At 70.7% G+C, this 24797-nt stretch carries 22 protein-coding genes; 12 read left to right on the top strand and 10 right to left on the bottom strand.

Annotated elements, in window-relative coordinates:
• Positions 1–2 precede the first annotated feature (2 nt).
• The gene (locus tag ACQPWW_RS20410) at positions 3–467 is read right to left on the bottom strand and encodes a septum formation initiator (protein ID WP_433124739.1); all 465 of its coding nucleotides are present in this window, start codon (positions 465–467) and stop codon (positions 3–5) included.
• Between the two features lie 102 nt (positions 468–569).
• On the opposite strand from ACQPWW_RS20410, the gene ACQPWW_RS20405 reads away from it, so the two are divergent.
• Genes ACQPWW_RS20405 through ACQPWW_RS20395 form a run of 3 tightly spaced genes read left to right on the top strand, consistent with a single transcriptional unit; the run spans position 570 to position 3134 of the window.
• Positions 570–1265 carry a response regulator transcription factor gene (locus ACQPWW_RS20405; protein WP_433124737.1) on the top strand — a complete coding sequence of 232 codons (696 nt, stop codon included), beginning with the start codon at positions 570–572 and terminating at the stop codon, positions 1263–1265.
• Complete coding sequence (locus ACQPWW_RS20400) at positions 1262–2551, top strand: sensor histidine kinase (protein WP_433124735.1); 1290 nt, start codon at positions 1262–1264, stop codon at positions 2549–2551. Before ACQPWW_RS20405 ends, ACQPWW_RS20400 begins: the two co-directional genes overlap by 4 nt.
• 28 nt (positions 2552–2579) lie before the next feature.
• Positions 2580–3134 carry a DUF5872 domain-containing protein gene (locus ACQPWW_RS20395; RefSeq protein ID WP_433124734.1) on the top strand — a complete coding sequence of 185 codons (555 nt, stop codon included), beginning with the start codon at positions 2580–2582 and terminating at the stop codon, positions 3132–3134.
• 14 nt (positions 3135–3148) lie between these two features.
• On the opposite strand, the gene ACQPWW_RS20390 is transcribed toward ACQPWW_RS20395, so the two are convergent.
• Positions 3149–4030 (bottom strand): LysR substrate-binding domain-containing protein, encoded by an 882-nt coding sequence (locus ACQPWW_RS20390; protein ID WP_433124731.1) that lies wholly within the window; start codon positions 4028–4030, stop codon positions 3149–3151.
• Positions 4031–4100: 70 nt separating this feature from the next.
• On the opposite strand from ACQPWW_RS20390, the gene ACQPWW_RS20385 reads away from it, so the two are divergent.
• Entirely contained in the window at positions 4101–4580 is a 480-nt protein-coding gene (locus ACQPWW_RS20385) for a GNAT family N-acetyltransferase (RefSeq protein ID WP_433124730.1), read from the top strand.
• 112 nt (positions 4581–4692) lie between these two features.
• Positions 4693–5214: a PepSY domain-containing protein gene (locus ACQPWW_RS20380; RefSeq protein ID WP_433124728.1), complete on the top strand. Its 522-nt coding sequence runs from the start codon at positions 4693–4695 to the stop codon at positions 5212–5214.
• A gap of 114 nt (positions 5215–5328) precedes the next feature.
• On the opposite strand, the gene ACQPWW_RS20375 is transcribed toward ACQPWW_RS20380, so the two are convergent.
• Positions 5329–5832: a nitroreductase/quinone reductase family protein gene (locus ACQPWW_RS20375; protein WP_433124726.1), complete on the bottom strand. Its 504-nt coding sequence runs from the start codon at positions 5830–5832 to the stop codon at positions 5329–5331.
• A 166-nt stretch (positions 5833–5998) separates the two neighbouring features.
• On the opposite strand from ACQPWW_RS20375, the gene ACQPWW_RS20370 reads away from it, so the two are divergent.
• Positions 5999–6430: a cold shock domain-containing protein gene (locus ACQPWW_RS20370; protein WP_433134447.1), complete on the top strand. Its 432-nt coding sequence runs from the start codon at positions 5999–6001 to the stop codon at positions 6428–6430.
• A 66-nt stretch (positions 6431–6496) separates the two neighbouring features.
• Here the strand turns inward: ACQPWW_RS20370 and ACQPWW_RS20365 are convergent, their stop codons facing one another.
• The 5 genes from ACQPWW_RS20365 to ACQPWW_RS20345 form a co-directional block, all read right to left on the bottom strand.
• Entirely contained in the window at positions 6497–7243 is a 747-nt protein-coding gene (locus ACQPWW_RS20365; RefSeq protein WP_433124724.1) for an MBL fold metallo-hydrolase, read from the bottom strand.
• Between the two features lie 36 nt (positions 7244–7279).
• Positions 7280–7627: a thioredoxin gene (trxA, locus tag ACQPWW_RS20360; protein ID WP_433124723.1), complete on the bottom strand. Its 348-nt coding sequence runs from the start codon at positions 7625–7627 to the stop codon at positions 7280–7282.
• Positions 7597–7989 carry a MerR family transcriptional regulator gene (locus tag ACQPWW_RS20355; RefSeq protein WP_433124721.1) on the bottom strand — a complete coding sequence of 131 codons (393 nt, stop codon included), beginning with the start codon at positions 7987–7989 and terminating at the stop codon, positions 7597–7599. The genes trxA and ACQPWW_RS20355 overlap by 31 nt, the downstream gene beginning before the upstream one ends.
• 130 nt (positions 7990–8119) lie before the next feature.
• A complete protein-coding gene (locus ACQPWW_RS20350; protein ID WP_433124720.1) occupies positions 8120–9334 on the bottom strand; it encodes a chitosanase in 1215 nt (404 codons plus the stop codon).
• 315 nt (positions 9335–9649) lie between these two features.
• Positions 9650–11275 (bottom strand): glycoside hydrolase family 43 protein, encoded by a 1626-nt coding sequence (locus tag ACQPWW_RS20345; RefSeq protein ID WP_433124718.1) that lies wholly within the window; start codon positions 11273–11275, stop codon positions 9650–9652.
• Between the two features lie 240 nt (positions 11276–11515).
• Between ACQPWW_RS20345 and ACQPWW_RS20340 the strand changes: the two genes are divergently transcribed.
• The 5 genes from ACQPWW_RS20340 (at position 11516) to ACQPWW_RS20320 (ending at position 17793) form a co-directional block, all read left to right on the top strand.
• Entirely contained in the window at positions 11516–12811 is a 1296-nt protein-coding gene (locus tag ACQPWW_RS20340; protein ID WP_433124717.1) for an extracellular solute-binding protein, read from the top strand.
• Positions 12812–12860: 49 nt separating this feature from the next.
• Positions 12861–13859 (top strand): carbohydrate ABC transporter permease, encoded by a 999-nt coding sequence (locus tag ACQPWW_RS20335; protein WP_433124715.1) that lies wholly within the window; start codon positions 12861–12863, stop codon positions 13857–13859.
• Positions 13856–14695, top strand: a complete 840-nt coding sequence (locus ACQPWW_RS20330; protein ID WP_433124713.1) for a carbohydrate ABC transporter permease — start codon at positions 13856–13858, stop codon at positions 14693–14695. The genes ACQPWW_RS20335 and ACQPWW_RS20330 overlap by 4 nt, the downstream gene beginning before the upstream one ends.
• A 53-nt stretch (positions 14696–14748) precedes the next feature.
• A complete protein-coding gene (locus ACQPWW_RS20325) occupies positions 14749–15795 on the top strand; it encodes a LacI family DNA-binding transcriptional regulator (protein ID WP_433124711.1) in 1047 nt (348 codons plus the stop codon).
• Positions 15796–16314: 519 nt separating this feature from the next.
• Positions 16315–17793: an arabinofuranosidase catalytic domain-containing protein gene (locus tag ACQPWW_RS20320; RefSeq protein WP_433124709.1), complete on the top strand. Its 1479-nt coding sequence runs from the start codon at positions 16315–16317 to the stop codon at positions 17791–17793.
• A gap of 135 nt (positions 17794–17928) precedes the next feature.
• Here ACQPWW_RS20320 and ACQPWW_RS20315 read toward each other — a convergent pair whose 3' ends face one another.
• On the bottom strand, positions 17929–19284 hold the full coding sequence (locus tag ACQPWW_RS20315) for an extracellular catalytic domain type 1 short-chain-length polyhydroxyalkanoate depolymerase (RefSeq protein WP_433124707.1): 1356 nt from the start codon (positions 19282–19284) through the stop codon (positions 17929–17931).
• A 445-nt stretch (positions 19285–19729) separates the two neighbouring features.
• On the opposite strand from ACQPWW_RS20315, the gene ACQPWW_RS20310 reads away from it, so the two are divergent.
• Entirely contained in the window at positions 19730–21790 is a 2061-nt protein-coding gene (locus tag ACQPWW_RS20310; RefSeq protein ID WP_433124705.1) for a cellulose binding domain-containing protein, read from the top strand.
• 115 nt (positions 21791–21905) lie between these two features.
• Here ACQPWW_RS20310 and ACQPWW_RS20305 read toward each other — a convergent pair whose 3' ends face one another.
• Entirely contained in the window at positions 21906–24707 is a 2802-nt protein-coding gene (locus tag ACQPWW_RS20305) for a M14 family zinc carboxypeptidase (protein WP_433124704.1), read from the bottom strand.
• Between the last annotated feature and the right edge of the window lie 90 nt (positions 24708–24797).

The raw sequence follows: 24797 nt of genomic DNA, 5'->3' as shown, positions 1-24797 counted from the left end.
CGTCAGTCGTCGGCGACGGCCACCGGCTCCGAGCCGATGCAGCGCACCTTCAACTCGTACTCGCGGGTCGACCCCGCGAACGTGACCTCGACGTCGTCGTCCGGGCCCCGGTCCACGTCGCGGACCCGGTAGCCCTGGGCCGGCGCCCAGGAGACGAGGCGTACGCCGCCGGCGCCGCACTCGGCCACGGCCGTGCCGCCGTCGGTGGCGAACCCTCGACGGACCCCGGGGCTGGCGCTCGGTGCGGTGCCCGTCGTGCCCGGAGCGGCCGAGCCGACGCCCGTGGTGCCGGTGGGCACCGGCTCCGGCGAGGCGAGCGCCCGTTCGATCTCCGCGGCGCTGCGCACCCCGCCCGGGGTGCCGGTGATGCTCTCCCCGACCAGCTGGATCGCGCCCAACCCGATGAGGGTGGCCACGGCGACAGTGGCCACCCACCCGGCGGCGACGAGAATCGAACGACGGCCCATGCGCTGACTATCCCCGATCCGTCCTTGTCGTTGGCACATCCGGACGCTAAGGCATGGTTAACGTGCGCCTCACCGCCAGCGGTAGCGGTTAACCTGCCAGCTGTGGCCCGCCTGCTGCTCATCGAGGACGACCTGACGATCCGTACGCCGCTGATCCGGGCGTTGCGGGAGCGCGGGCACGCGGTGGCCGCCGCCTCGACCGCGATGGCCGGCCTCCGTGACGCCCTGGAGGACCGACCCGATCTCGTAGTGCTCGACCTGGGTCTGCCCGACCTGGACGGCCGCGAGCTGCTGCGGATGCTGCGTGCGGTCAGCTCCGTGCCGGTCATCGTGGCCACCGCGCGCGACGACGAGGCCGAGATCGTCCGGGCGCTCGACGCGGGCGCCGACGACTACGTGGTCAAGCCGTTCACCGCCGCGCAGCTCGACGCCCGCGTCCGGGCGGTGCTGCGGCGGGGCCCCGCCGGCGCGGACGGGCAGGACCCGTCGCTCGTCGTGGGCGGCCTGCGCGTCGACCCCCGGTCCCGACAGGTCACCCTGGACGGGAGCACTGTGGAGCTGACGCCGCGCGAGTTCGACCTGCTGCACCACCTCGCCGGCCGTCCCGGCCAGGTGGTGACCAAACGGGAACTGCTCACCGAGGTCTGGCAGATCCCGTACGGCGGCGCGGACAAGACCGTCGACGTGCACCTGTCCTGGCTGCGCCGCAAGCTGGGGGAGAATGCCCAGCAGCCGCGCTACCTGCACACCGTGCGCGGGGTCGGGGTGCGTCTGGAGGCGCCGGCGGCGCAACCGTGAGGGCCCGGCTCGCGCTGCTGGTCGCCGCGGTCAGCGTGCTCACCCTCGTCGCGTTCCTGGTGCCGCTGGCGCTGCTGGTGCGCACCGTCGCGGAGGACCGGGCCACCGTCGCGGCCACCGCCGACGCGCAGAGTCTGGTGCCGGTGGTCGGCACCGCCGACGCGGCGACGATCCGGCTCACCGTCGAGCAACTTGCCGCGGAATCCGGGCGACCGGTGAGCGTCTTCCTGCCTGACGGTTCGGTGCTGGGCGCGCAGACCCCCCGTACGCCGGCGGTGGCCCTGGCCGCGCGCGGGCAGAGCCTCACCGGGGAGTCGGCGGCCGGCCGGGAGGTGGTCATCGCCGTGCAGGGGCGGGCGGACGGCACGGGGGTGATCCGGATCGTGGTGCCCCGGCACGAGCTGACCGCCGGGGTCACCCGGGCCTGGTTGGTGCTGGCCCTGCTCGGCGTGCTGCTGGTGCTTATCGGTCTGTTTGTCGCCGACCGGCTGGCCCGTACCCTGGTCCGGCCGATCAGCGACCTCTCCGCCGTGTCGCACCGGTTGGCGAACGCCGAGCTGGACGCGCGGGTCACCCCGGCCGGCCCGGCCGAGCTGCGCGAGGTGGCCGGTGCGCTCAACCATCTCGCCACCCGGATCCAGGTGCTCCTGGTGCAGGAACGCGAACAGGTAGCCGACCTGTCGCACCAGTTGCGTACCCCGTTGACGGCGTTGCGGCTGGAGGCGGAGTCGTTGCGCGACCGCGACGACGCCGCCCGGATCACCGCTGCGGCCGACGGTCTCGAACGCGCGGTCACCGGGCTGATCCGGCAGGCCCGGTGGCGGCACTCGCCGACGGCGCAACCGGCCGCCTCGGACGCGGCGGCGATCGTCGCCGACCGGGTCGCGTTCTGGTCGGTGCTGGCCGAGGACACCGGCCGGGCCGTCACGCTCGACCTGGTTCCCGGTCCGCTGCCGGTCGGGGTGGCCGCCGACGACCTGGCGGCGGCGGCGGACGCCCTGCTCGGAAACGTCTTCGCGCACACCCCCGACGGAACGCCGTTCGCCGTCCGGCTCGCGCGCGACGCCGGGCAGGTGGTCCTCACCGTCGCCGACGAGGGGCCGGGCCTGCCGCCGGGCGCGGTCCGGCGGGGCGCCAGCGCGGCCGGGTCGACCGGACTCGGCCTGGACATCGCCCGCCGCGCCGCGCAGGCCGGCGGCGGTCGCCTGGAGTTGCGGACCGGCCCGACGGGCGGGGCGCGGGTACTGCTGCGGCTCGGTCCACCAGGCGCCCGGCGGGAGGCATAGGCGCTGCGGTGCCGGGTAGCTGCCAGCTATGGCGCGGTATACGAAACCCGAGCTCAGAGAGCAGATCAAGGAAGAGGTAAAGGCTTCCGACAAGGGCGGTAGGCCGGGGCAGTGGTCGGCGCGCAAGTCGCAGCTTGTCACTCAGGAGTACAAGAAGCGCGGCGGGGGATTTCTTGGCGAAAAGGACGAGCGGCAGAAGTCGCTCCAGCGCTGGGGCAACGAGAAGTGGCAGACGAAGGAGGGCGACACCCGCGCCCGCAAGGGCGACACGACGAGTCGGTACCTGCCCAAGAAGGCCTGGGACGAGATGTCGGACAGCCAGAAGCGCGCGACCGACACCAAGAAGCGGGCCGCGTCCCGATCCGGCAAGCAGTACGTCGCCAACACCGGGCCGGCGAAACGGGCCCGTCGAGACGCCACAACGGCCGGCCGGATCTCGGAGATGTCCGTCGCCGAGGCCGCCAAGTTGGTCCGTGGCCTCGACACGCGGCAGCTCAGGACCGCCCTGCGCAACGAGCACGCCGGCAAGGACCGCAAGACGCTCGTCCAGCGACTCGAAGCGGAACTCAACAGGCGCGGCTAGCCGCGCCGGTACGGTCAGGGCGCCTGACCGGCGGCCTCGAAGCCCGTTGCGGTGATCCGGTCGTCGTCTCGGCGGCGTACGATCCGCACCTCGGTGGTGGCCCCGGTGTCGGTCAACGGCAGCACTCCCACCGAGGCGGGCACGACGGCGGCGATGCTCGCCGGCGCGATCGTCACCCCGAGGCCGGCCGCGACCAGGTGCGCCACAGTCGTCCAACTGCTGGCTTCCTGGACGATGCGCGGGGTGTACCCGGCTTCCAGGCACGGCCGGAGATTGCGCTGGTAGGCCCGCTCGCCGGCGACCCGTGGGATGAAGACGAAGGGGTCGTCGCGCAGTACCGCGGCGTTGATCGCGAGCCTTCCCGCGTGCGGGTGGTCGGCCGGCAGGACGGCGACGAAGGATTCGGTGGCGAACGTGGTGGCGACCAGGTCGTCGTGGTCGTCCGCGTCCCGAACCACGCCGAGATCGACCTCGCCGTTCAACAACCGGTCGACGATGTGCGCCGTGTACGCCTCGTGCAGGCGCAGGTGGACGGCCGGATAGCGTTCGCGGAACCGACGGATCGGCCCTGCCAGCCCGAGGTGGATCGCCGAACTGACGAAGCCGATGTCGAAGCGCCCCTGCTCCCCGCGTCCGATCCGGCTCGCCTCGTGCACGTCGTCGGCCACGGCGGCCAGCACCCGCCGGCACCGGTCCAGATACGCCTCACCCGCGGGCGTCAGTGCCACCGACCGGGAGGTGCGAACGAACAGCGGCGTACCGATCATCGCCTCGAGTTGGCGGATCTGCTGCGACAGTGGCGGCTGGGCCATCCGCAGGCGCACCGCGGCCCGACCGAAATGGAGCTCCTCGGCGACCGCGACGAAGTAGCGCAGGTGGCGCAACTCGGGTTCCATACGTCAAGGATACGAATGACCCCGAACAAGATATTGGACGTTCGAATGGCGGCGGCCGGAGAATCGAACCATGAAGCCGAGCACGCTGACCGTCACGTCCATGACGACCGCCGAGGAGGCCGAGGCCTTCCGCACGCTGAACGAAGAATGGATCTCCCACTTCTTCACCATCGAGGAGTCGGACCGCAAGACGCTCAACGACCCGTTCGCCGCCATCGTCGACCGGGGCGGCGACGTGCTGATCGTCCGTGCCGGCGGGGAGATCGTCGGCTGTGTCGCGCTGGTCCGCAGCTCGGACGACGTCTTCGAACTGTCGAAGATGGCGGTGGCTCCGGCGGCGCGCGGCAGGGGCCTCGGGCGTCAGCTCATCGAGGCGGCGATCGGGCGCGCCCGCCAGCTCGGCGCCGCAACCCTGTTCCTGGGCAGCAACAGCAGGCTGGCGAACGCCGTGCACCTCTACGAAACTACCGGTTTCCAGCACGTCAGCCCGGAACAGATCCCGTTGCCGCCGTACGCCCGCGCCGACGTCTTCATGCGGATGGCGCTCTGACCGGTGCCGGCTGACGCTCCGGCTTAACCCGGTCTTAGCGTTCGGACAGCGCGGTGCTATCGCGATTCGACCGATCCTCGGAGTCGACAACCGAGGAAAGGTGGACACCACGATGAAGCGCACCAATCTGCTTCTGGCGACGGTCGGCGGGTCGGCGGTGCTGGCGGTGGCCGGGGTCGCGCTGGGCGTCGAGGCCGCGAACGACACGCGGCCGGGCGGCACGGCACTCGCCGCGGCGACCGTCGCCCCGTCGGCCACTGACGCGCCGGAGGGCGGGGCGACCACCGCCGCGCCGGGAGCCAGCGGTACGCCGTCGGCCGGCACCCCGTCGGGTACGCCGTCGAGCGTCGCGCCGACCACCGGCAGCGCTGTCGACGAGAAGCGCGCCGGTGAGATCGCGCTCGCCAAGGCCGGTGGCGGCCAGATCGTCGAGGTCGAGGCCGAGCAGGAGAACGGCCGGCCGGTGTGGAGCGTCGAGATCGTCGCTGGCGACACCGAGCACGAGGTGGACGTCGACCGGGACAACGGCTCGGTGGTCAAGGCCGAGCAGGAGCCGGTCGACGGCGACGACGAGGACGACGACGCGGACGACAAGTCCGACGACGATGACGACGACAGCTCCGACGACGACTGACACCCAGCCAGCGGCGCCCCGACCGGATCCACCACCCGGCTCGGGGCGTCGCCGTGTTGTCGCCGAGTTGTCGTGGCGGGGGAGCGGACGCCGCGCGGGCCGCGCGGTGGCTGGCTAGCCGGCAACGCCCTCGACGCCGGAGCGGGGCTCGAGCACCACCACTGCGGTTTCGGACGAGCGCAGCGCGGCGAAGGCGTCCAGGTTCGTGTCGATGTCGCGCCAGCGGGCCCAGAGGCGGGCCCGCTCCTCCCCGGTCGCGGCGCGCCCACGGACCAGCCGCTGACCGTCCACCAGGTCGACTGTCGCCTCCGGATGTGTCAGCAGGTTGAGCCACCAGGCGGGCTCGCCCTCGCCCCACCCGTTCATCGCCAGCGTGAACAGGTTCGGCCCATCCTCCAGGTACGCGACGATCACGCCGCGTTGCTGTCCGGTACGGCGGCCGGTGGTGGTCAGCCGCAGGGTGCCCCACCGGTCCGGGCGGGGCCGCCAGAGCCCGACTCGGCCGCGGAAGACCCGGTAGAGGCCCCGGTGCACCGACCAGGCCGTCCGGATGAACCAGCGTGGCGGTAGCTTCGGCTTCTTTGCTCGATCCTCGATCGACACGACGACCTCCCGCACCTGTGGGGCGATGGTACGAACAGGATGCCAGCCGCGCCCGCAGCGCGAAATGGGGCGATGCCCTGATCGGTGGGCGCCGGGGCGCCGCGCGTTCGTCCGGTACCGTTGGCGGGCGGTGTGCGGACACTGTCGAGGTCCTGGTTGAGTGGTGGAGTGGGTGGTGGCTGTGTGGGCGGCGGGTAAAATCATCCGGTTCGACGAGGCGCGGGGTTACGGCTTCATCGCGCCGTCGAAGGGCGGCGAGGACATCTTCGTCCACGCTAACGATTTCGGCGAGCAACGGCATCTCGTGCATCCCGGCATGCGGGTCGAGTACCAGGTGGAGGCCGGTGACCGCGGGCTGAAGGTGGCGTCCCTGCGGATCATCGAACCGGTCGCGGTCGCCCGGCCGGAACGGGTGCCGGACGTCGCGCCGACGCGAACCGGGCAGACCGGTGAGGACGACGGCATGTGCGACGTCCTGTCGCCGCGCGAGTTCAGCTACGAGGTGACCGAGCTGCTGATCGAGCGGGTGCCGACGCTGACCGCGGCCCAGATCTCCGCGATCCGGCAGTCGCTCGTCGACCACGCCCGATCACACGGCTGGGTCGAGAGCTGACCCGGTGGCCCGTTCCGGTCGACGGTGACCGCCGGTCACCCCGGTCCTGAGTGGGGCGCTACTCGTCTAGGCGTGTGCGCGCAGGTAGGTCTCGGCCAACTGACGCAGGCGGGTCCGGTCGAAGCTGTCCCCGTGTCCCGGATGGACGACGGACACGTCGAGGTCGGCGAGAGACTCCATGCTGCGCCGGTAGGCAGCCACGTCGGAGTTGGGCAGGTCGTCGATCAGGGCGCCCTCGTAGATGATGTCGCCGGAGTACAAGGTCCCGGTGCGCTCCTCCAGCAGGGCGATGCTGCCCGGTGTGTGGCCGGGGAGGTGGAGCACTGTCAGTGTTCGGTCGCCCAGGTCGACGCGGTCGCCGTCGTCGAGCAGGCGGTGCAGGGTCAGGGGTGCGATGCGGTAGGCGGCCGGGTCGTAGCCGGGATCGGGCAGGACGTCGATCATCAGCTCCGGGACCGGTTCTCCCGCTGCGTCGATCCCGAGCCTGTCGTAGAGTTCCGCGCCGTACAGGCTGGCCGGCACCCCCGCCGCCAGGACTTCCGCCTCGGCGGGATGCGCGGCCCGGTCCGCGAACTCGGCCGCCCCACCGACATGATCCAGGTGCGCGTGGGTGAGCAGGACCATCGGATCGCGGTCGAACAGGGCCGGAATCGCCTCCCGGAGGGCGACGACCCCGAGCCCGGCGTCGATCACCAGGTCGCGATCGTCGCCGCGCAACCACCAGAAGTTCGCCGACAGAAGCTCGTTGACGTGCGGTTCCGAGATCCTGATGACGCCACTACCCGCCTCGGCACGGGTGTACCAGTCGACCATGTCGACAAGTGTGTCAGTGGCGAGCCGGCGGGTCGGTCACAGCCCGGCGTGCATGGTCAGGCTCTGCCGCAGGTGCAGTTTCGGCCTGGACCCGACGATCGAACCGACGACCTCGCCCCGGCGGAACACCAGCAGCGTCGGCAGGGACATGACGCGGTAGCGCCGCGTGGCCTGCGGGTTGTCGTCGGAGTTGAGCTTGGCGATGACCATCCGGTCGCCGAACTCCTGCGCCAGCTCGACGAGGCTCTTCTCGATCATCTTGCAGGGCGGGCACCACTCGGCCCAGAAGTCGACAACGACGGGCCGGTCGCTGGCCAGCACCAGCTCGGCGAACGTGGTGTCGGTGACGGTGATCAGGGAGCCGACTGTCGTCTCCTGGGGCATGTTTCCTCCCGGTGTGCGATGGCGTGGGTGAGCTGGGCGCGCAACTGCTGACGGACCGCTGTGAGCCGATCGAGGTAGTCGTCGACCTCGGCGAGCTTGCGTCGCAGCACCAGCACGGAATCGGGGCAGACGTCGCCGGACGCGTTGCCCGCGCGCAGGCAGGCGACGAACGGACGGACGTCGTCGAGGCCGAAGCCGACGTCGAGCAGCGCCCGGATCTCCCGGACGACCCGCAGCTCCGCCTCGTCGTAGACGCGGTAGCCGTTGGCCGAGCGCTGCGGGCGGACCAACCCGTGGGCCTCGTAGTAGCGCAGCGTCCGGGTGCTCGTGCCGGCCCGTTCCGCCAGCTCACCGATCAGCATCAGACCTCCTCGACCTGCCCGTCGCGACCAGGCTAAACCTTGTCATCAGCGTCAAGGCAAGGTCGCGCCCGGGGACGGCTCAGGGCGCCGCGAGGCGGCGCCCTGAGCGTCTGCGCGTACCGGAGGAGAGTCAGCCGATGCGGAACTGTTCGCCGTAGACGGCGAACGTCAGTGGCGTGTTCAGGTTGAAGTTGCCGTTGTTGAGGAACACCCGCTGGGCCGTGTCGACGCGGGAGGTGTCCGAGTGGGCCTCCTCCTTCTTCATCTCGACGACCCTCTCGTCGAGGAACGCGTTGAGCCAGGTCCGCTCGTCGCCGCCCTGCGCCGGGGGCTTCGCCCGGGTGAGGGCGCGGCTGCGGATCTGACGCATCCCCTCGTACCCGTGCATGACCGCCGCGTCGTAGTAGGCGAACTGACCGAGTGCCCGGACCTGGTCGTTCTTGCCATCGCGTACCGACGGGTTGAAGTAGACCCGGTCCCGCTCGGCCTCCTGGGCGGCGCGGAACACCGAGTCGTTTGCCGCGGTCCGCCAGTCGCGGGGGAAGTTGGGGTCGAGACCCGAGTGCGAGGCGGTGCCGTTGACGGCGCGCAGCGCCGGCAGGTACCCGGCCAGCACGTTGCCGGGCTTGGTGGCCGTGTACGCCTCCACGAGTTCGAGCATGTCGCCGGTGCCGGAGCAGAAGCCGATGATGCCGGCGGTGTAGCCGCGACCGTCGCCGATGTCCTCGATGTAGGAGAACTGCGCACGCCAGTCGAGCGAGGAGTTCTCCGCGGCCGAGACGAGCTGCATGGCGACGTCCTTCTTCGCCGGGTCGTCGAGGTTGGCGCCGGCCGGCGCGGTAGCGGTCGGCGTGGGGGTGGGTGTGCCGCCGCCGGGCAGCGTCCACTGCTGGTTGGTGGTGCCCCCGCAGGTCCAGATCTGCAACCGGGCGCCGTTCGCGGTGCTCCGGTCGGTCACGTCGAGGCACTTGCCCGAGGCGGTGTTGACCAGGGCGCCGTTGCTGGGCGTCCACTTCTGCGCGCCGGTGTTGTTGCAGTCGTACAGCTGGATCTTGGCGCCGTTGGCGGTCGACGCGGCGGTGACGTCGAGGCACTTGCCGAGGGCCCGGATCGAGGCGTCGGTGTTGCCGACCGTCCACGTCTGGGCCGCGCTGCCGTTGCAGTCGTAGAGCTGGACCGGCGTGCCGTTTGCCGGGTTGGCCCCGGCGACGTCGATGCACTTGCCGCCGAGGCCGATGATCGGGCCGGCGGTCGCGGCGCTGGCCGACGGCAGGCCGTAGCCGACCGCCGCGACGCCGGTCAGCAGGGTGCCCACGACGTAGGCGGCTGTTCTCTTGCGCACCATGGTGTTCCTCGGGGAAGGGGCGGCATGCCGCCGGCCGGTCGGTGGCCCGGCGCGGCGATCGGCCCCGGCGGGCACCGCGAGCATCAGGAAACTGTATTAACAGATATCAGTACGTCGGTGCGCCGTCAATCGACGACCGCAGGCCGTGACGACGCGTGTTCGTCTCGTTGTCGGCGGGCGTTGCGCGCGAGGACGGCTACCGGGGTACCCAGTCGCCGGAGCACCCAGTCAGATGGCGTGAGCAGTGCCGCACCGCCCAGGTCGGGTAGGGCGACGGGAACGCGGACGGCACCCGCCGGGGTGCCGTCCGCGTGCTCACTGCTCGCGATAGGTGGCCAGGTCGAAGTCGGCGTACGCCCCGTCGCCGCCGAGATCCTGCACCCACAGGCCGACGAACGCGCCGGTGAAGCCCCAGGCGGCCGGCTCGCCGTCGATGATCAACGCGGCGTGCTCGTCGGACAGGATTGTCGCGTCCAGGTCGACCGGGAGCCGCTGCCAACCGGCGCCGAGGTCGTAGTCGAAGCGCACCACCGGCCCGTCGAACACCGCCCGCAGACCGACCCGGGTGATCCCGCTGGCGTCGACGGTCAGCTCGGGGTACGGGGTGCGTCGCCCGTTGTCGGAGCTGAGCAGCTCCAGCACCGCCCGCCCGTCGTCGGCGCGGGTCAGGTAGAGGTGGTGCCAGTTGAGGGTGTTGTAGTAGGCGGTGATCCCGGCGAGCTGACGGTGGTCGGCCGGGTCGAACTCCACGACCGTCTCCAGGGAGCAGTGCGTCGCCTCCACGCGTCGCGCGACCAGGCTGGGGGCCTGCCGGCCGACCGGTGACTGCCCGCCGTGCACGCGCAGGTGCGACGGACGCGACCGCAGGTCGATCCAGTCGTCGGCGGCCGGCCGGCGCAACGTCGACCAGCACGAACCCAGCTCGGGGGCGTCGAAGTGGTCGGTGTCGGGCTCCGCCGGCCACGGGTGCGCGGGCAGGTCCGGCGCGACGACCTCGTCCGCGGGCACCCCGCCGGGGATCCGGGGCCAGCCGGCCGCCGGCCAGTCGACCCGCTGGATCGCGGTCTCCCGGCCCAGCACGCAACTGCCCAGCGGTGAGTAGGGACGAGCCACCAGGTGGGCCAGATACCACTCGCCGCCCTGGGTGCGTACCAGGCTGCCGTGGCCGGCCTTCTGCAACCGCAGGTCGGGCCGGCCCACCGAGCTGAGCAGCGGGCCGTCCGGGTCCACCTCGTACGGCCCGAACAGCTCCCGGGACCGTGCCACGGTGACCTGGTGCTCCCAGCTGGTGCCGCCCTCGGCGGTGATCAGCCAGTACCAACCGTCGTGGCGGTACAGGTGCGGACCCTCGGTGACCCCGACCGGGGTGCCGGTGAACAGGATGCGGGGGCTGCCGACCAGTCGGCGCGTTGCCCTGTCGTACTGCTGGATCTCGATGCCGCCGAAGCGGTCCCGGCCGGGTCGCCAGTCCGCGCTCATGCTCAGCAGCCAGGTGCTGCCGTCGTCGTCGTGGAACAGCGCGGCGTCGAAACCGCGCCCGTGCAGTTTCACCGGATCCGACCAGGGGCCGGCGATGTCGTCGGCGGTGACCAGGAAGTTCTGTGGGTCCCAGTAGCCGCTGGCGAAGCTGGCCACGTCGCTGTAGACCAGGTGGAACTGACCGTCGTGGTACGTCAGGTCGGGTGCCCACACCCCGTTGGAGTCACCGCAGCCGCGCAGGTCGAGCAGCCGGCGGTCGGTGATGATCCCGCCCAGGGTGCGCCAGTTCACGAGATCACGCGAATGGTGCACACGCACGCCCGGGTACCACTCGAAGGTCGAGGTGGCCAGGTAGTAGTCATTGTCGACGCGCAGGATCGACGGATCTGGATGGAACCCGGCAAGGACCGGGTTGCGGATCGACCGGGCAGCGGTCGCCACGTCAGCGATGTCGGTCGACACGGGGGCTCCTCTGGACGGCTGTCTGGAACTTTCGGAAGAATTCTCCGGAAGTCCTGCCTACGCTAGCCGGTCTTTTCGCAATAGGACAGAGGTATTGACCGTCGCGGCCGCAGCTCGTAGCGTGCCGGCCATCGATCGTCGTTATCGGCGAAGCAATGAAAGTTCCGGAGATCCATAAGTCCCACCCCCGCTGACTTGGCGGGCGTCCGAGCACCCCGTGAGTCCCCGAAAGGATGGATCATGTCTACGCACCTCTCCCGCCGAACGCTGCTCGGCCTCGCCGGTGCCGGCGCCGGCGCCTACCTGCTGAGCGCCTGCGGTGGCGACGACAAGTCCAGCGACCCCAACGCGCCGCAGACCATCAACTGGTGGCACATCCAGAACACCGAACCGATGCTTCCGGTCTGGGCGGCGCTTGCCAACGAGTACAAGACCGCACACTCGAACGTCACGATCGATATCCAGCCCCTGGAGAACGAGGCGTTCAAGGCCAAGCTCACCACCGCCACCCAGGCCGGCGACCCGCCCGACCTCTTCCAGTCCTGGGGCGGTGGCGTGCTCAAGCAGCAGGTGGACGCGGGCCTGGTCAAGGACATCACCGACGACGTGAAGCCGTGGATCGGGGGCCTGTTGCCCGCCGCCATGGAGCCGTACACGATCGACGGCAAGATCTACGGCGTCCCGTTCGACATCGGCATGGTCGGTTTCTGGTACAACAAGGACCTCTTCGCCCGCGCCGGCATCACCGCGACACCCACCACCTGGGCGGGCGTGCTCGAGGCGGTCGGCAAGCTCAAGGCCGCCGGCATCACCCCGGTCGCCCTCGCCGGCAAGGACAAGTGGCCGGCCCACTTCTACTGGTCCTACCTGGCCATGCGGATCGGTGGCGTGGGCGCGCTGCAGAAGGCCGTCGACGACAAGAACTTCGACTCCCCGGAACTCGTCGCCGCCGGCGAACGCCTCAAGGAACTGATCGACCTCCAGCCGTTCCAGAAGGGGTTCCTCGGCGCGGCGTACGGCACGCCCGACGGGCAGGCCGCCACGATGGGCAACGGCGGGGCGGCCATGGAGCTGATGGGGCAGTGGGCGCCGGCGGTGCAGGCGTCCAGCTCCACAAGCAAGAAGGGCATCGGCGACAAGCTCGGCTTCTTCCCGTTCCCCACAGTCGACGGCGGAAAGGGCGCCACGACCGAGGTGTTCGGCGGCGGCAACGGCTTCGCCATCGGCAAGGATGCCCCCGCGGCCACCGTCGACTTCCTGAAGTTCCTGCTCAGCGCGGACAACCAGCGCAAGTCCGCGCAGACCGGCGCGGTGCTGCCGACAGTGAAGGACGCCGCGTCGGCCATCCCCGACGCCAACGGCAAGCTCGTCGCGCAGACCCTGGCCGCCTACACCGGCTTCCAGCTCTACCTCGACCAGGCGTACGCGCCGGCGCTCGGTTCGCAGATCAACGACAGCGTCGCCGAGCTCGTCGCCGGCAACAAGCCGCCCGCGCAGATCGTCAAGGACATCACCCAGGTGGCGAAGACCGTCTGACCGTGACCACCCACCCATCCGTAGCCGGCAAAACCCCAGTGGAGTAGGCATGACCAGGCCATCGACCGTGTCGGAGACCAGGCCCGGCGACACGGCGACGGACCCACCGGCACCGGGGCCGGGCACCGCGCGACAGCGCGGCCGCCAGCCCCGGCCGGGCCGCGGCGGCGTCCTCGCCATCTTCCTCACACCAGCCCTGGTGCTGTTCCTGCTGCTGGTCATCGCCCCGATCCTGGTGGCCAGCTACGCCAGCCTCTACAAGTGGAACGGCTTCGGGCTGCCGGAGAACTTCATCGGGCTGGACAACTACACCCGCGCCTTCCAGGACCCGACCTTCCGGGGCGACCTGTGGCGCGGCGTGGTGCTGGTGCTGCTGTCCCTGCTCGTCCAGCTGCCCGCGGCGCTGGCCCTGGCCATGCTGCTCAATCAGCCGCTGCGCGGCCGGGCCGCCTACCGGCTGATCTTCTTCGCCCCGTACGTGCTCTCCGAGGTCACCACGGCGGTCCTGTTCGACCTGGTGTTCTCACCAAACCGGGGCCTGGGCGACGCGATCGCGACGTGGTTGAGCGCCGACGCCGGCGCGGTCTTCGCCGACCCGGACACCGTGCTGTACGCCGTCTTCCTCGTGGTGTCCTGGAAGTACTTCGGCCTCTACATGATGCTCTTCCTGGCCGCCCGGCAGGGCATCCCGAAGGAGTTGTCCGAGGCCGCGGTGACCGACGGCGCCTCCGAGTGGCAGGCGTTCCGGCACGTCACCCTGCCCCTGCTCGGGCCGACGATCCGGATCAGCGTGTTCCTGTCGGTCATCGGCACCATCCAACTGTTCGACATGGTCTGGGTGCTCACCCGTGGCGGCCCGATCCACTCGTCGGAGACCATGGCCGTGACGATGTACGAGTTCGGCTTCCGCCGCTTCGAGGTCGGCTACGCCAGCGCGATCAGCATCATCATGTTCCTGCTGAGCCTCGTCTTCGCCCTCTTCTACCAGCGCATCGTGCTGCGTCGGGACACCGCGGGCGCGATCACCAACCAGGGAGGCCAGCGATGACCGGCACGGTGCGTAGCGCCCAGCGGAGCCGCAGGCTCGTACTGCACCTCGTCTGCGTCGTCGTCGGAGCGCTCATCGTCGTACCGGTCTGGTTCGGCGTGCTCGGCGGATTCAAGGACAACGGTCAGCTGTCCACCAATCCACTGGGGTGGCCCGACCCGTGGACGCCGTCGAACTACACCGACATCCTGACCTCCGGGGTGTTCTGGCGGCAGCTCGGCAACAGCCTGCTCATCGCCGTGAGCAGCACCTTCATCGTCGTCGCCGCCGCGGCGATGGCCGCGTTCGTCTTCGCGCGGTACGCCTTCCGGGGCCGCGAGTTCCTGGTGACCCTGTTCGCGATCGGTCTGATGTTCCCGTTCGCGGTGGCCATCCTGCCGCTGTTCGTCCTGCTGCGCGGCATGGGCCTGCTGGACAATCCGCTCGGCGTCATCCTGCCGCAGGCCGCGTTCGGGCTGCCGATCACCATCATCATCCTGCGCCAGTTCTTCCGCACCATCCCGGCCGAGGTGGAGGAGGCCGCCGTCCTGGACGGCTGCGGTTCCTTCGGGTTCTTCTGGCGGGTCCTGCTGCCGATGGCCCGTCCCGCCCTGGCCACCGTGTCGGTGCTGGCCGTGGTGACCAGTTGGAACAACTTCATGCTCCCGCTTGTCGTCTTCACCGACCAAAGCTGGTGGACCCTGCCCGTCGGGGTCCAGGCGTTCCAGGGCCAGTATTCGGCCGAGACCGCACGGGTGCTGGCGTACGTCGTGCTGTCCATGCTGCCGGCCCTGGGCTTCTACGCCGTGGCCGAACGGCAGCTCATCGGAGGCCTCACCGGCAGCGTCAAGGGATGACACCGCACCACAGCGAGCAGGCCTGAGGATTCCCGGCAGACGAAGGAGCGACAGTGGGCGCGGAGAACGGCCGAAACGTCACCATCGCGATGATCGCGCGGTTGGCCGGTGTCTCCGTGCCCACGGTCTCCCGGGTCATCAACGGACGGTCCGACGTCGCCCCGGACACCCGGGAACGGGTCGAGGCGCTGCTCAACCGGCACGGCTACCGCCGCCGGTCGCCGGCCCGGCGCACCGACGCGGCCCTCATCGACCTGGTCTTCAACGACCTGGACAGCCCGTGGGCCGTGGAGATCATTCGTGGGGTGGAGGACGTCGGCCAGACCAGCGGCGTGGGCACCGTCGTGTCGGCCATCCACTGGCGCATCTCCTCGGCCAAGCAGTGGCTCGACAACATGCGTACGCGCTCCACCGAGGGCATCATCTTCGTGACCTCGATGGTGAACCCACCGTTGCAGGCCGAGCTGCGCCGCCTTCACCTGCCGGTGGTCATCATCGATCCGGCCGGCGTCGACCCGCAGGAGTCGCCCACCATCGGCGCCACCAACTGGGCCGGCAGCCTGAGCGCCAACCAGTACCTGATCAGCCTCGGCCACCGCCGGATCGGCTTCATCGCCGGGCCACCGCACCTGATGTGCAGTCGGGCTCGGATGGACGGCTACCGTGCCGCCCTCGGCGCCGCCGACATTCCCCTCGACGACAACCTCATCCGTCCCGGCAACTTCTACCACGAGGCCGGGTTCAGCGCCGGTACCCAGTTGCTGGCACTGCCCGACCCGCCCACCGCCATCTTCGCCTCCAGCGACCAGATGGCGCTCGGCGTCTACGAGGCGGTCCGCAAGCGCGGGCTGCGGGTGCCCGACGACATCAGCGTGGTCGGCTTCGACGACCTGCCGGAGGTCCGGTGGTGTTCACCGCCGCTGACCACCGTCCGTCAGCCCCTGGCCGAGATGGGCATGTTGGCCGCACGGACCGTGCTGCGCCTCGCCGGCGGGGAGCGGACCGAGAGCCCTCGGGTCGAACTCGCCACCGAGCTCATCGTGCGCGACAGCGCCGCGCCACCGCGGCGGCCGGCGCCGTCGGGGCGACCCCGGTCGTGAGGCCGGCCAGCTCCCCTCGCGGTGGCGGGGTTCGGTGGGCAGGGGAGAGCCTGCCGCGCCTCGACGGTTGACGCCCTCTCGACACTGACAATCGTCTATGGACATACGTGTCCTGTTAGCGCTAACGTGACGGACAGTCGTCGATTCTCGACTGGCTCCGGGCGATGGTGAGCGTTGTGACTCCTGGTCCGGAGACGCCGACGGCGGCGTGGGGCGGGTGGGACGTGGCCGACGCGGGACGGCCCCGGAACCACCACCGGGTGACCCGCGCGCCGTCCGTCCGAGGCGTGGTCGGCCACAGATCGCGCAGGGCAGAGCAACGGCCGGGACCGTCGTGTGACAACGGACCTGCCCGCCGTGCGCGGCTGAGCGTTGGCCCTGGCTGCGCCGGGGATCGTCGGTCCCGGCCCGGGTGGCCGGGTCGCGTCTGGTAGTCCCGCTGTTCGGAGTCCGGGCCCGAGCAGCGGGACTCCACCCGGGCTGAGGTCCACCCACCGAACGCACCCACCAGGAGACCTCGTGCGACAAAAACCACTCCATCACCGGCGGCCGGCGATCGCCGCCGTCGCCGCCACCATCGTCCTCGTCGGCGCGGCCGTCAGCCAGACCAGCGCCGCGGCGGCGGCCACCGGCTGCCAGGTCACCTACTCGGTCAGCTCCCAGTGGCAGGGCGGCTTCGGCGCCAACGTCACGGTCACCAACCTCGGCGACGCCGTCAACGGGTGGCGGCTGACCTGGAGCTTTGCCGCCGGGCAGACCATCACCCAGCTGTGGAACGGCAGCCACACCCAGACGGGCGCGCAGGTCACCGTCACCAACGCCGCCTACAACGCGGCCATCCCCACCAACGGCAGCACGAGTTTCGGCTTCAACGGCGCGTGGAACGGCAGCAACCCCGCGCCGACGTCCTTCGCCCTCAACGGCACGACCTGCACCGGCGCGGTGGACCCGACGACCCCGCCACCCACCACGCCGCCACCCACGACCCCGCCGCCCACCACGCCGCCACCCACGACCCCGCCGCCCACGACCCCGCCGCCCAGCACGAGCCTGCCCTGTGACATCTACACCGCAGGTGGCACGCCCTGCGTCGCGGCGCACAGCACCACCCGTGCCCTCTATGCCGCCTACAACGGCTCGCTCTACCAGGTGCGCCGCTCGTCGGACAACACCACCCGGAACATCGGTGCGCTGACCGCCGGCGGGCGGGCCAACGCCGCCAGCCAGGACAGCTTCTGCGCCAACACCACCTGCGTCATCACGGTGATCTACGACCAGTCCGGGCGCGGAAACAACCTCGGCTACCAGGGTGCCGGTGGGATCGGTGGCGCGGTCCAACCCGCTGTCGCGACCAGGGAGTCGTTGACGGTCGGCGGCGACAGGGTCTACTCGCTCTACATCCCCGGCAACAGCAGCTACTGGCGTGACGGGCACCTGACCGGCATCCCGACCGGTGCCGCGCCCGAGGGCATGTACATGGTGACAAGCGGTACGCACGTCAACAGCGGCTGTTGCTTCGACTACGGCAACAGTGAGACCACCCGGCGGGCCGACGGCCGAGGCACGATGGACGCCATCTACTTCGGCACGAGTTGCTGGTTCGGCGGATGCTCCGGCAGCGGTCCGTGGGTGCAGGCCGACCTGGAGTGGGGTCTCTACCCGGGCGGCAGCAGCTCCTGGAACCCGAATCAGCGAGCGTTCACCAGCAAGTTCGTCACGGCGACGCTGAAGAACAACGGGACGTCCCGCTTCGCCATCAAGGGCAGCAACGCCCAGTCCGGCAACCTCTACACGCTCTGGGACGGCGCGCTGCCCTCGGGCTACAGCCCGATGAGGAAGCAGGGCGCCATCATCCTCGGCAGTGGCGGCGACTGCTGCATCGACAACTCCAACCAGAGCGTCGGCACCTTCTACGAGGGCGCGATGGTGGCGGGCTATCCGTCCGACGCGACCGAGAACGCGGTGCAGGCGAACATCACCGCCGCCGGCTACCGCTGAGCCCGCGTGGCCGCCACCCCGCCCGCCGGCGGGCGGTGGCCCCGAACAGACCGGTGGCCCGGCCCGGGATCCCTCCCGTGCCGGGCCACCGGCCGTCCGAGCAACAAACGGGGTACGTCGGCGTCGGTCACCGCATCAGCTGCGGCTCCACCGCTGGCTGTTCGTGCCGTTGCAGGTCGAGAGGACCAGCTGGGCGCCGTTGGCGGTGCCGCCGGCGTTCGGCGCGAGGCACAGGCCGGACTGCACGCCGGTGACCGTACCGTCGGTGTTGAGGTTCCACTGCTGGTTGGTGCCGCCGTTGCAGTCCCAGATGATCGCCCGGGTGCCCGACGTGGTCCCCGCGCCCTCGGCGTCCAGGCACTTCGTGCCGTACACCTGGAGTTGCCTCGCGGAGGTCGGCGTCCACTGCTGGTTGGTGCCGCCGTTGCAGTCCCACAACGTCACCTGGGTGCCGTTCGTCTGCGACCTCGACGGGACGTCCAGGCACCGACCCGCGTTGACGTTGCGCAGCGGCCCCGCCGTGCCGCCCGGTGGCGGGGTGGTCGGGTTCGGCGGCGGGGTGGTGGGACTCGTGGTGTCGAAACCGAGGAACCGGATGGCCTGCGCGGCGTCGAACGGAATCGAGTGGCCGTACCCCTGGAAGCTGATGGCTTCGACCGGGGCCGTGCCGCCGGTGCCTCCGTACCGGGTACGGGTGGCGCTGGCCTGCGGGGAGTCGGTGTAGGCGGGGGTCTGGGACACGCCCGTGACGTTGGTCCACTGCTTGATCTGTTCGCCGAAGTTGACGTAGCTCAGCGTGGTGTCAGTGGTGCCGTGCCAGATCTGCATGCGGGGGCGCTTGCCGGTGTAGCCGGGGTAGGCGTTGCGCACCAGATCGCCCCACTGTTGCGGGGTCCGGACGATGCGCCCGCCGGAGCACTCGCTGTTCCACTCGGCGCCGTTGGTGGTGGCGAAGCAGCCGAACGGAACCCCGGACGAACTGAACCCGGCGTTGAACAGGTCCGGGTAGAGGCCGGCCATCACGTTTGTCATCATGGCGCCGGAGGAGAACCCACCGACGGCGATCCGGTTGGCGTCGACCGGGTAGCGGCCCCGGACGTAGTCGACCATGGACTTGAGGCCGATGGGGTCGCTGCCGCCGTCCCGCCGGAGCGCCTGCGGGGAGGAGACGTCCCAACACTTGCTGCTCCGGGTCACCGACGGGTAGATCACGATGAAGCCGTAGCGGTCGGCGAGGGTGCTGAGCCCGAAACCGGAGTGCACCGCCGGGCCACTGCCGGTGCAGTAGTGCAGGGCGAGGAGGAGGGCCGGCTGGGCCGCGACCCGGTCCGGCACGTACAGGTGCATCTGTAGGTTCGTCGGGTTGGTGCCGAAGTTTGTCACCTGGGTGAGCGTCGCGGCCGACGCTGGGGTGGCGGCCGTGACCACGGCCGTCGCCGTCGCCAGGGTCGTCGCGAGCGCGGCGGCCAGCAGTGCGATCCTTGATTTCATCGGCGCTTCCTCTTGTGCTGGGTCGGGGACTCGGCGGCAGCACGGGGTGCTCTGGTGGGGGTGCGGACGCGCGTCGTCCGCCGCGCGTCGTCGGCAGCCGCGGTCAGGTCCTGATGCGACGTCCGCCTGCCCGGGGGACGTCCTGATGCCGAGGCTGACCAGCGGGGGCTCACCCGGCGAGCCGCGAACGCTGTTCGCCTCGACATCGACTGTGAGCGATAACATGCCGTTCGTCAAGCTGTAACGTATGACGTCTGTCGACCGGCGCGGCCTTGAGTTTGCCGCGCCGACCGTGACATTCTTGTGCGTCGATGATCGGCCGCGCGCGGGCCGAGGTCCGTCCAATGGGCAACAGGATCCGGTACGGATGCTGGGGGACGGTGCGACGAGCGATGGACCGTGGAGAGCCATCCGTGCACTCATTCCCACGAAGGAACCCCAGCCCATGCAGAACCAGAAGAGGCGCGCGTCAGCGCTGGCGAGCGCGCTGCTCGTCGCGACCGCGCTCGTCGGCATCAACCCACCGGCGGCCAGCGCGGCTCCCGACCCGGTCACCGTGACAGTCAACGCCCGCGCGGGGCTGGCGACCGTGCCCGACACCGCGCTGGGCGTCAACCACGCCATCTGGGACCAGAACCTGGGCACCACGGAGACGTCGGACCTGCTGCGTGACGCCGGTGTGCAGATGATGCGGTACCCCGGCGGGTCGTACGCCGACATCTACCACTGGAAGGACCACACCGCTCCCGGCGGCTACGTCGCGCCCGGGACCGACTTCGACACCTTCATGGCGGCGGCCCGGCGGGTCGGCGCGCAACCAATGATCATCGCGAACTACGGCACGGGAACTCCCACCGAGGCGGCCGACTGGGTGCGGTACGCCAACGTGACGAAGGGTTACGGCGCGCGGTACTGGACGGTCGGCAACGAGAACTACGGCAACGGCCACTACGGGTCGGCCTGGGAGGCCGACGACCACCCGGACAAGAGCGCGACACAGTACGCCCGGCTGGTCGTCGAGTACGCCGACGCGATGAAGGCGGTCGACCCGAGCATCAAGGTCGGCGCGGTGCTGACGATGCCGGGCAACTGGCCGGACGGGATCACCGCCGGCAGTGACCCCGGCCCGTGGAACCAGACGGTGCTCTCCCTCGCCGGCCCGAAGATCGACTTCGTGGACGTGCACTGGTACCCGGGCGGCACCGCCGCCGAGTCCCTGGCCCGCACCAGCCACATCCCCGACGCGACGTACCTGCTCCGGCAGCAGATCAGCAGGTACGCCGGCCCGAACGCCGACCGCATCGGCATCAGCCTCACCGAGGTGAACGTCGACGTCGGCCGGACCACCCAGCCGGCCGCGCTCTTCCTTGCCGACGCCTACAGCGCGCTGCTGGAGAACGGCGTCTTCACCGTCCACTGGTGGAACGTGCACAACGGCATCGGCGCCGTGTCGGAGGTGGCCGGCCAGACCGACTACAACGACTTCGGGATGCTCTCCAGCGGCACCTGCACCGCGGACGGCTCGGTCTGCGAGCCGCCACTGAACACACCGTTCGCGCCGTACCACGGCCTGACCATGATGAAGCGGTTCGCCACGGCCGGCGACCAGTTCATCCGCGCCGGCACCGACGAACCGCTCGTCACCGCGCACGCCGTGCGCCGGAGCAACGGTGATCTCGCGGTCCTGCTGGTGAACAAGGACCCGGACGCGGCACACGAGGTCGCCATCGACTACGCCGGGTTCACCCCGTCCGCCGCCGCGCCGACCGTCTCCACCCTCACCAACGGCGCCACCGGCATCGCCACCAGCCAGTCCGGCTCCGCGACAGGTGCGACGCTGCCGGCGTACTCGTTGACGACGCTCGTGCTGCGCCCGGCCGGCGCGACCGCCGGCCGCCCCTCGGCGCCGGGGCAGCCGACCGCCAGTGACGTCACCGACCGCGCCGCGACGATCTCCTGGCCGGCGGCAACGCCGGGCCGCAGCCCGATCGCCAAGTACGAGGTGTACCGGCAGCACGGCGCGGTCAGCGAGCAACTCGGCGAGTCGACGACCACCTCGTTCACCGTCGGCAACCTGGTGCCGGGCAGCAGATACACAGTCAACGTGCTGGCCCGCGACACCGCCGGCCGGGTGTCCTGGGCCTCACCGCCGCTCACCTTCGCCACCGGCAGCCCCGCCGACGGCGCGTGCACCGTCCGCTTCACCACGAACAACGACTGGGGCAACGGCTACATCGGCGGCGTCGAGATCATCAACAACGGGACCAGCCCGATCAACGGCTGGACACTCACCTGGACCTGGCCCACCGGCTGGCAGCAGGTGAGCAGTGGGTGGAGCGCCACCTGGGAGCAGACCGGCACCGCCGTCCGGGTCACGCCCACCGACGACAACCGGCAGATCGCCGCCGGCGGCAGCGTGAGCGCCGGCTTCGTCGGGGCGTACAGCGGCCCGAACGTGCTGCCCACGGCGTTCACGCTCAACGGCACGGTCTGCACGACCGGCTGACACCCCGGGCCCGCCGCTGGTCCGCCGTCGCGTCCATCGTGCCGCCACGAGATCTTGGACAGTTTCCGTTACCCCCTGACGGAAACTGTCCAAGATCTGCGCGGTGCGGGATTCGTCAACCGGCCACTGACCGCAGCGGCACTCGCGCGTCACGCAGCGCGCGTACCAGGTCGGCGGTGAACGGATGCTCGTCCACCTGGAGTCCCTGCGGGTTCGGGATGACGACGTACGCGGAGGTGCCCTTCGCGGACGTCCGGGCGTCGGTGGTGAAGCGTTCGACGATGGCCCGGGCGCGCGGCAGGTCCGTTGCCGCCACCTCGATGGTGATCGGTCGCCACCCGCCGCCCAGGTCCGCCGGCGCCGGCGTGGCGGCGGCGCTGGCGCGGGCCGGGTCGACGCCCGCCGTGCGCCGGGCGGCCGGCGTGCCCGCTGGGTAGAGCAGCGCGTTGGCCACCAGGTGCAGGCCATTCTCGTTGTACGCCCGGAAGAGCGGATTGAACGCGAACAGCACCGCCCGACCGGCGCCGGCCGGCTCGTCGACCACTGCCGCGGTCCCCTTCAGTGTGTCCGCGCCGACGGTGTAGCCGTTGGCCCAGAACGTGTCACCCGTCGGGTAGCTGAGCACGTTCGTGCCGGTGGTGCTCGGGTTGAGGATCGGGTCGCTGTTGTTGAACTCGAAGTCCTCGGCCGGGCGACCCAGGGCGACCGGGTTGGCGGTGTCCACGTCGACCCGCAGGTGCGAGCCGATCACCAGATAGTCGGCGGGCTTGGTCTTCTCGGTGGTGGAGGTGAGCCCGGCCGCGCGGGCCAGCCGGGTGCCCTCGTTGCGCAGCCCGACGTAGGTGTGGCCCTGGGCGATCCAGTCGCGCAGGTTGGCCTGGCCGGTGGCGGTCAGGCCGCCGGTCGCGCTGCTGCCGTCCGGCACCAACAGCACCGTCCGACCGGTGAACGCCTCGGTGTTGTCGTTGATGTCGGCAGTGGTGACCGGGGTGAGGTCGAGCCCCCACCGCTTGCCGAGCACGTAGCGGGCCTCGCCGTGTGAGCCGGAGGTGGTGGAGATGCCGGTGCCCTGGAACAGGCCCACGTCGGGCAGGGCGAGCGGGGTGCCGGTGGGGCGTCCGCCCGGAGTGAGGGTCACCCCGAAGGACTCGGCGAGCTCGTCGACCGTACGGCTCAGCTTGGCCGCCGGGAACGCGACCCGGCTGGTCGCCAGGTCCCGCACCAGCGGAACACCGCGACCGAGCAGGTTGAACGTCAGCTCCGCGGCCGCCGCCGAGTCGAGCGGGTACGTGTACGAGCCCCACGGCCACGCCGGGGCGGTCCGTCCACCGGAGACCGCGCGGACGAGCTGGGCCTGCGGCCGGACGTTGTCGCCGGTGTAGATGGTGGAGACGCCCATCAGCAGCGGGTTGCTCCAGGACGACACGTCGTAGAAGTAGGGGAACGGCGTGTACGGGTCCTCGCCCATGATGGCCTGGATCCAGTGCTTCTGCGGCTGGTCCATCGGGATCCAGTACGCGCCGGCGGGCACCGTCACGTTGGTGGCGCTGCGGCCGCCGAAGACCCGCGCGGTCGGCACCCGGGTCGGCTTCCGCACCTCGTACACCTCGACGTCCATCCGGCGCAGCCGCTCGACGAGTTGGCGGACGTCGGCGAGCTGCCGGTCGGGCAGCAGGAAGTACGAGCGGACCCTGATGTCGGGGACCGGGAACTGGACCTCGTTTGTGGGTTGGACCACCTCGTTCGGCTCCAGCGTGCCCGCCCGGCCCTGGGCGAGCGCGTCGGTCCAGATGTCGAAGTAGCCGCTGAGCACCTCGCGCCTGTTCGCCGCGGCCCACCCCAACGTCGACCACTGGGTGTGGAACTGCTGCTGGACGCGGTCGGCCACCGCCGACGCGCTGCCCTTCTCGTACGTCATGCCGGCCGCGCCGAAGCCGGTGGTGGGCACTGTGTCGCCGTAACCCATGAAGAACATGTCGTACGTGTCGTAGTTGAAGTAGCACTCGGTGGTGACGGTCTCGTCGCAGGCGCCGTTGTAGCCGAAGCCGGCCTTGTTGGCCTCGCCGATCCGGTTGATCCAGTCCACCGCCTCGCCGGCGATCTCGTGGTGGATCGGGTCGGCGTTGGGCGGGAAGAAGTACTGCCGGCCGCCCATCTCGTGGGCGTCGACGAAGACCTGCGGCGGGTAGCGGCGCAGCAGTTCGAGCTTGCCGTCGGTCTCCTGCTGGGTGCGGGCGAACCAGTCCCGGTTCAGGTCGAAGCCGAACTCGTTCTGCCGCCGGGTCGCGTCGCGGCCGTCCGGGTTCTGGGTCGGCACGATGATGGTGACCAGGTTGTCGTTGCGCCGTGCGACCTCGCAGGACAGGCCCGCCGCCAACTCGTACAGCGTCTTGAGCGCCGCGTCGGTGCCGCTCTTCTCGCCGCCGTGCACGTTCGCGGTGACCCACACGATGGCCGGGCTGTCCTTCGCCGTCCGGGCGGCCGTCCGTGCGCTGGTCCGACGGGGATCACGCAGGTCCCGTACGTCGTCGGCGATCCGGCGCAGCTCGGCGGGCCGCACGTTGCGCTCGTTGGACACCACCGCGTACGGCAGGGGCTGGCCGGCCACGCTGGTGGCCAGCACTCCGGTGACGACCCGGTCCGAGGCGCGGTCGACCGCCGTCAGGTAGGTGCGGACCTCGTCGTTGGTGACGACCCGCTCCTGACCCACCCCGAGCGGGAAGCCGAACACGGCCTCCGGGGCGGGCACCGTGCCCAACCGTGCGGTCGGGTCGTCGCCGCACGGCGCGGGCCGCGCGGCGCTCGCGGCGGGCGTGCCGCTGAGCAGGGGAGTCAGGCCGAGCAGGAGCGCGATGGTGGCGGCACCCGCCAGCCGTCTCGGGGGGACCGTCCAGAACGAGCGCATCGATGGGGCCATGTGTCGTGTTTCCCTTCTGGGGAACAGCCTCGCAGTGGCCGGAGCCTATGAACCCGCCGACGTGGCGGTCAAGCGTTTGATCGACGATGG

Source organism: Micromonospora sp. CA-240977 (genome assembly GCF_050942285.1).
Lineage (GTDB): Bacteria > Actinomycetota > Actinomycetes > Mycobacteriales > Micromonosporaceae > Micromonospora.
The sequence above is the reverse complement of the archived record's forward strand: the minus strand, read 5'-3'. Positions and strand labels throughout refer to the sequence as shown.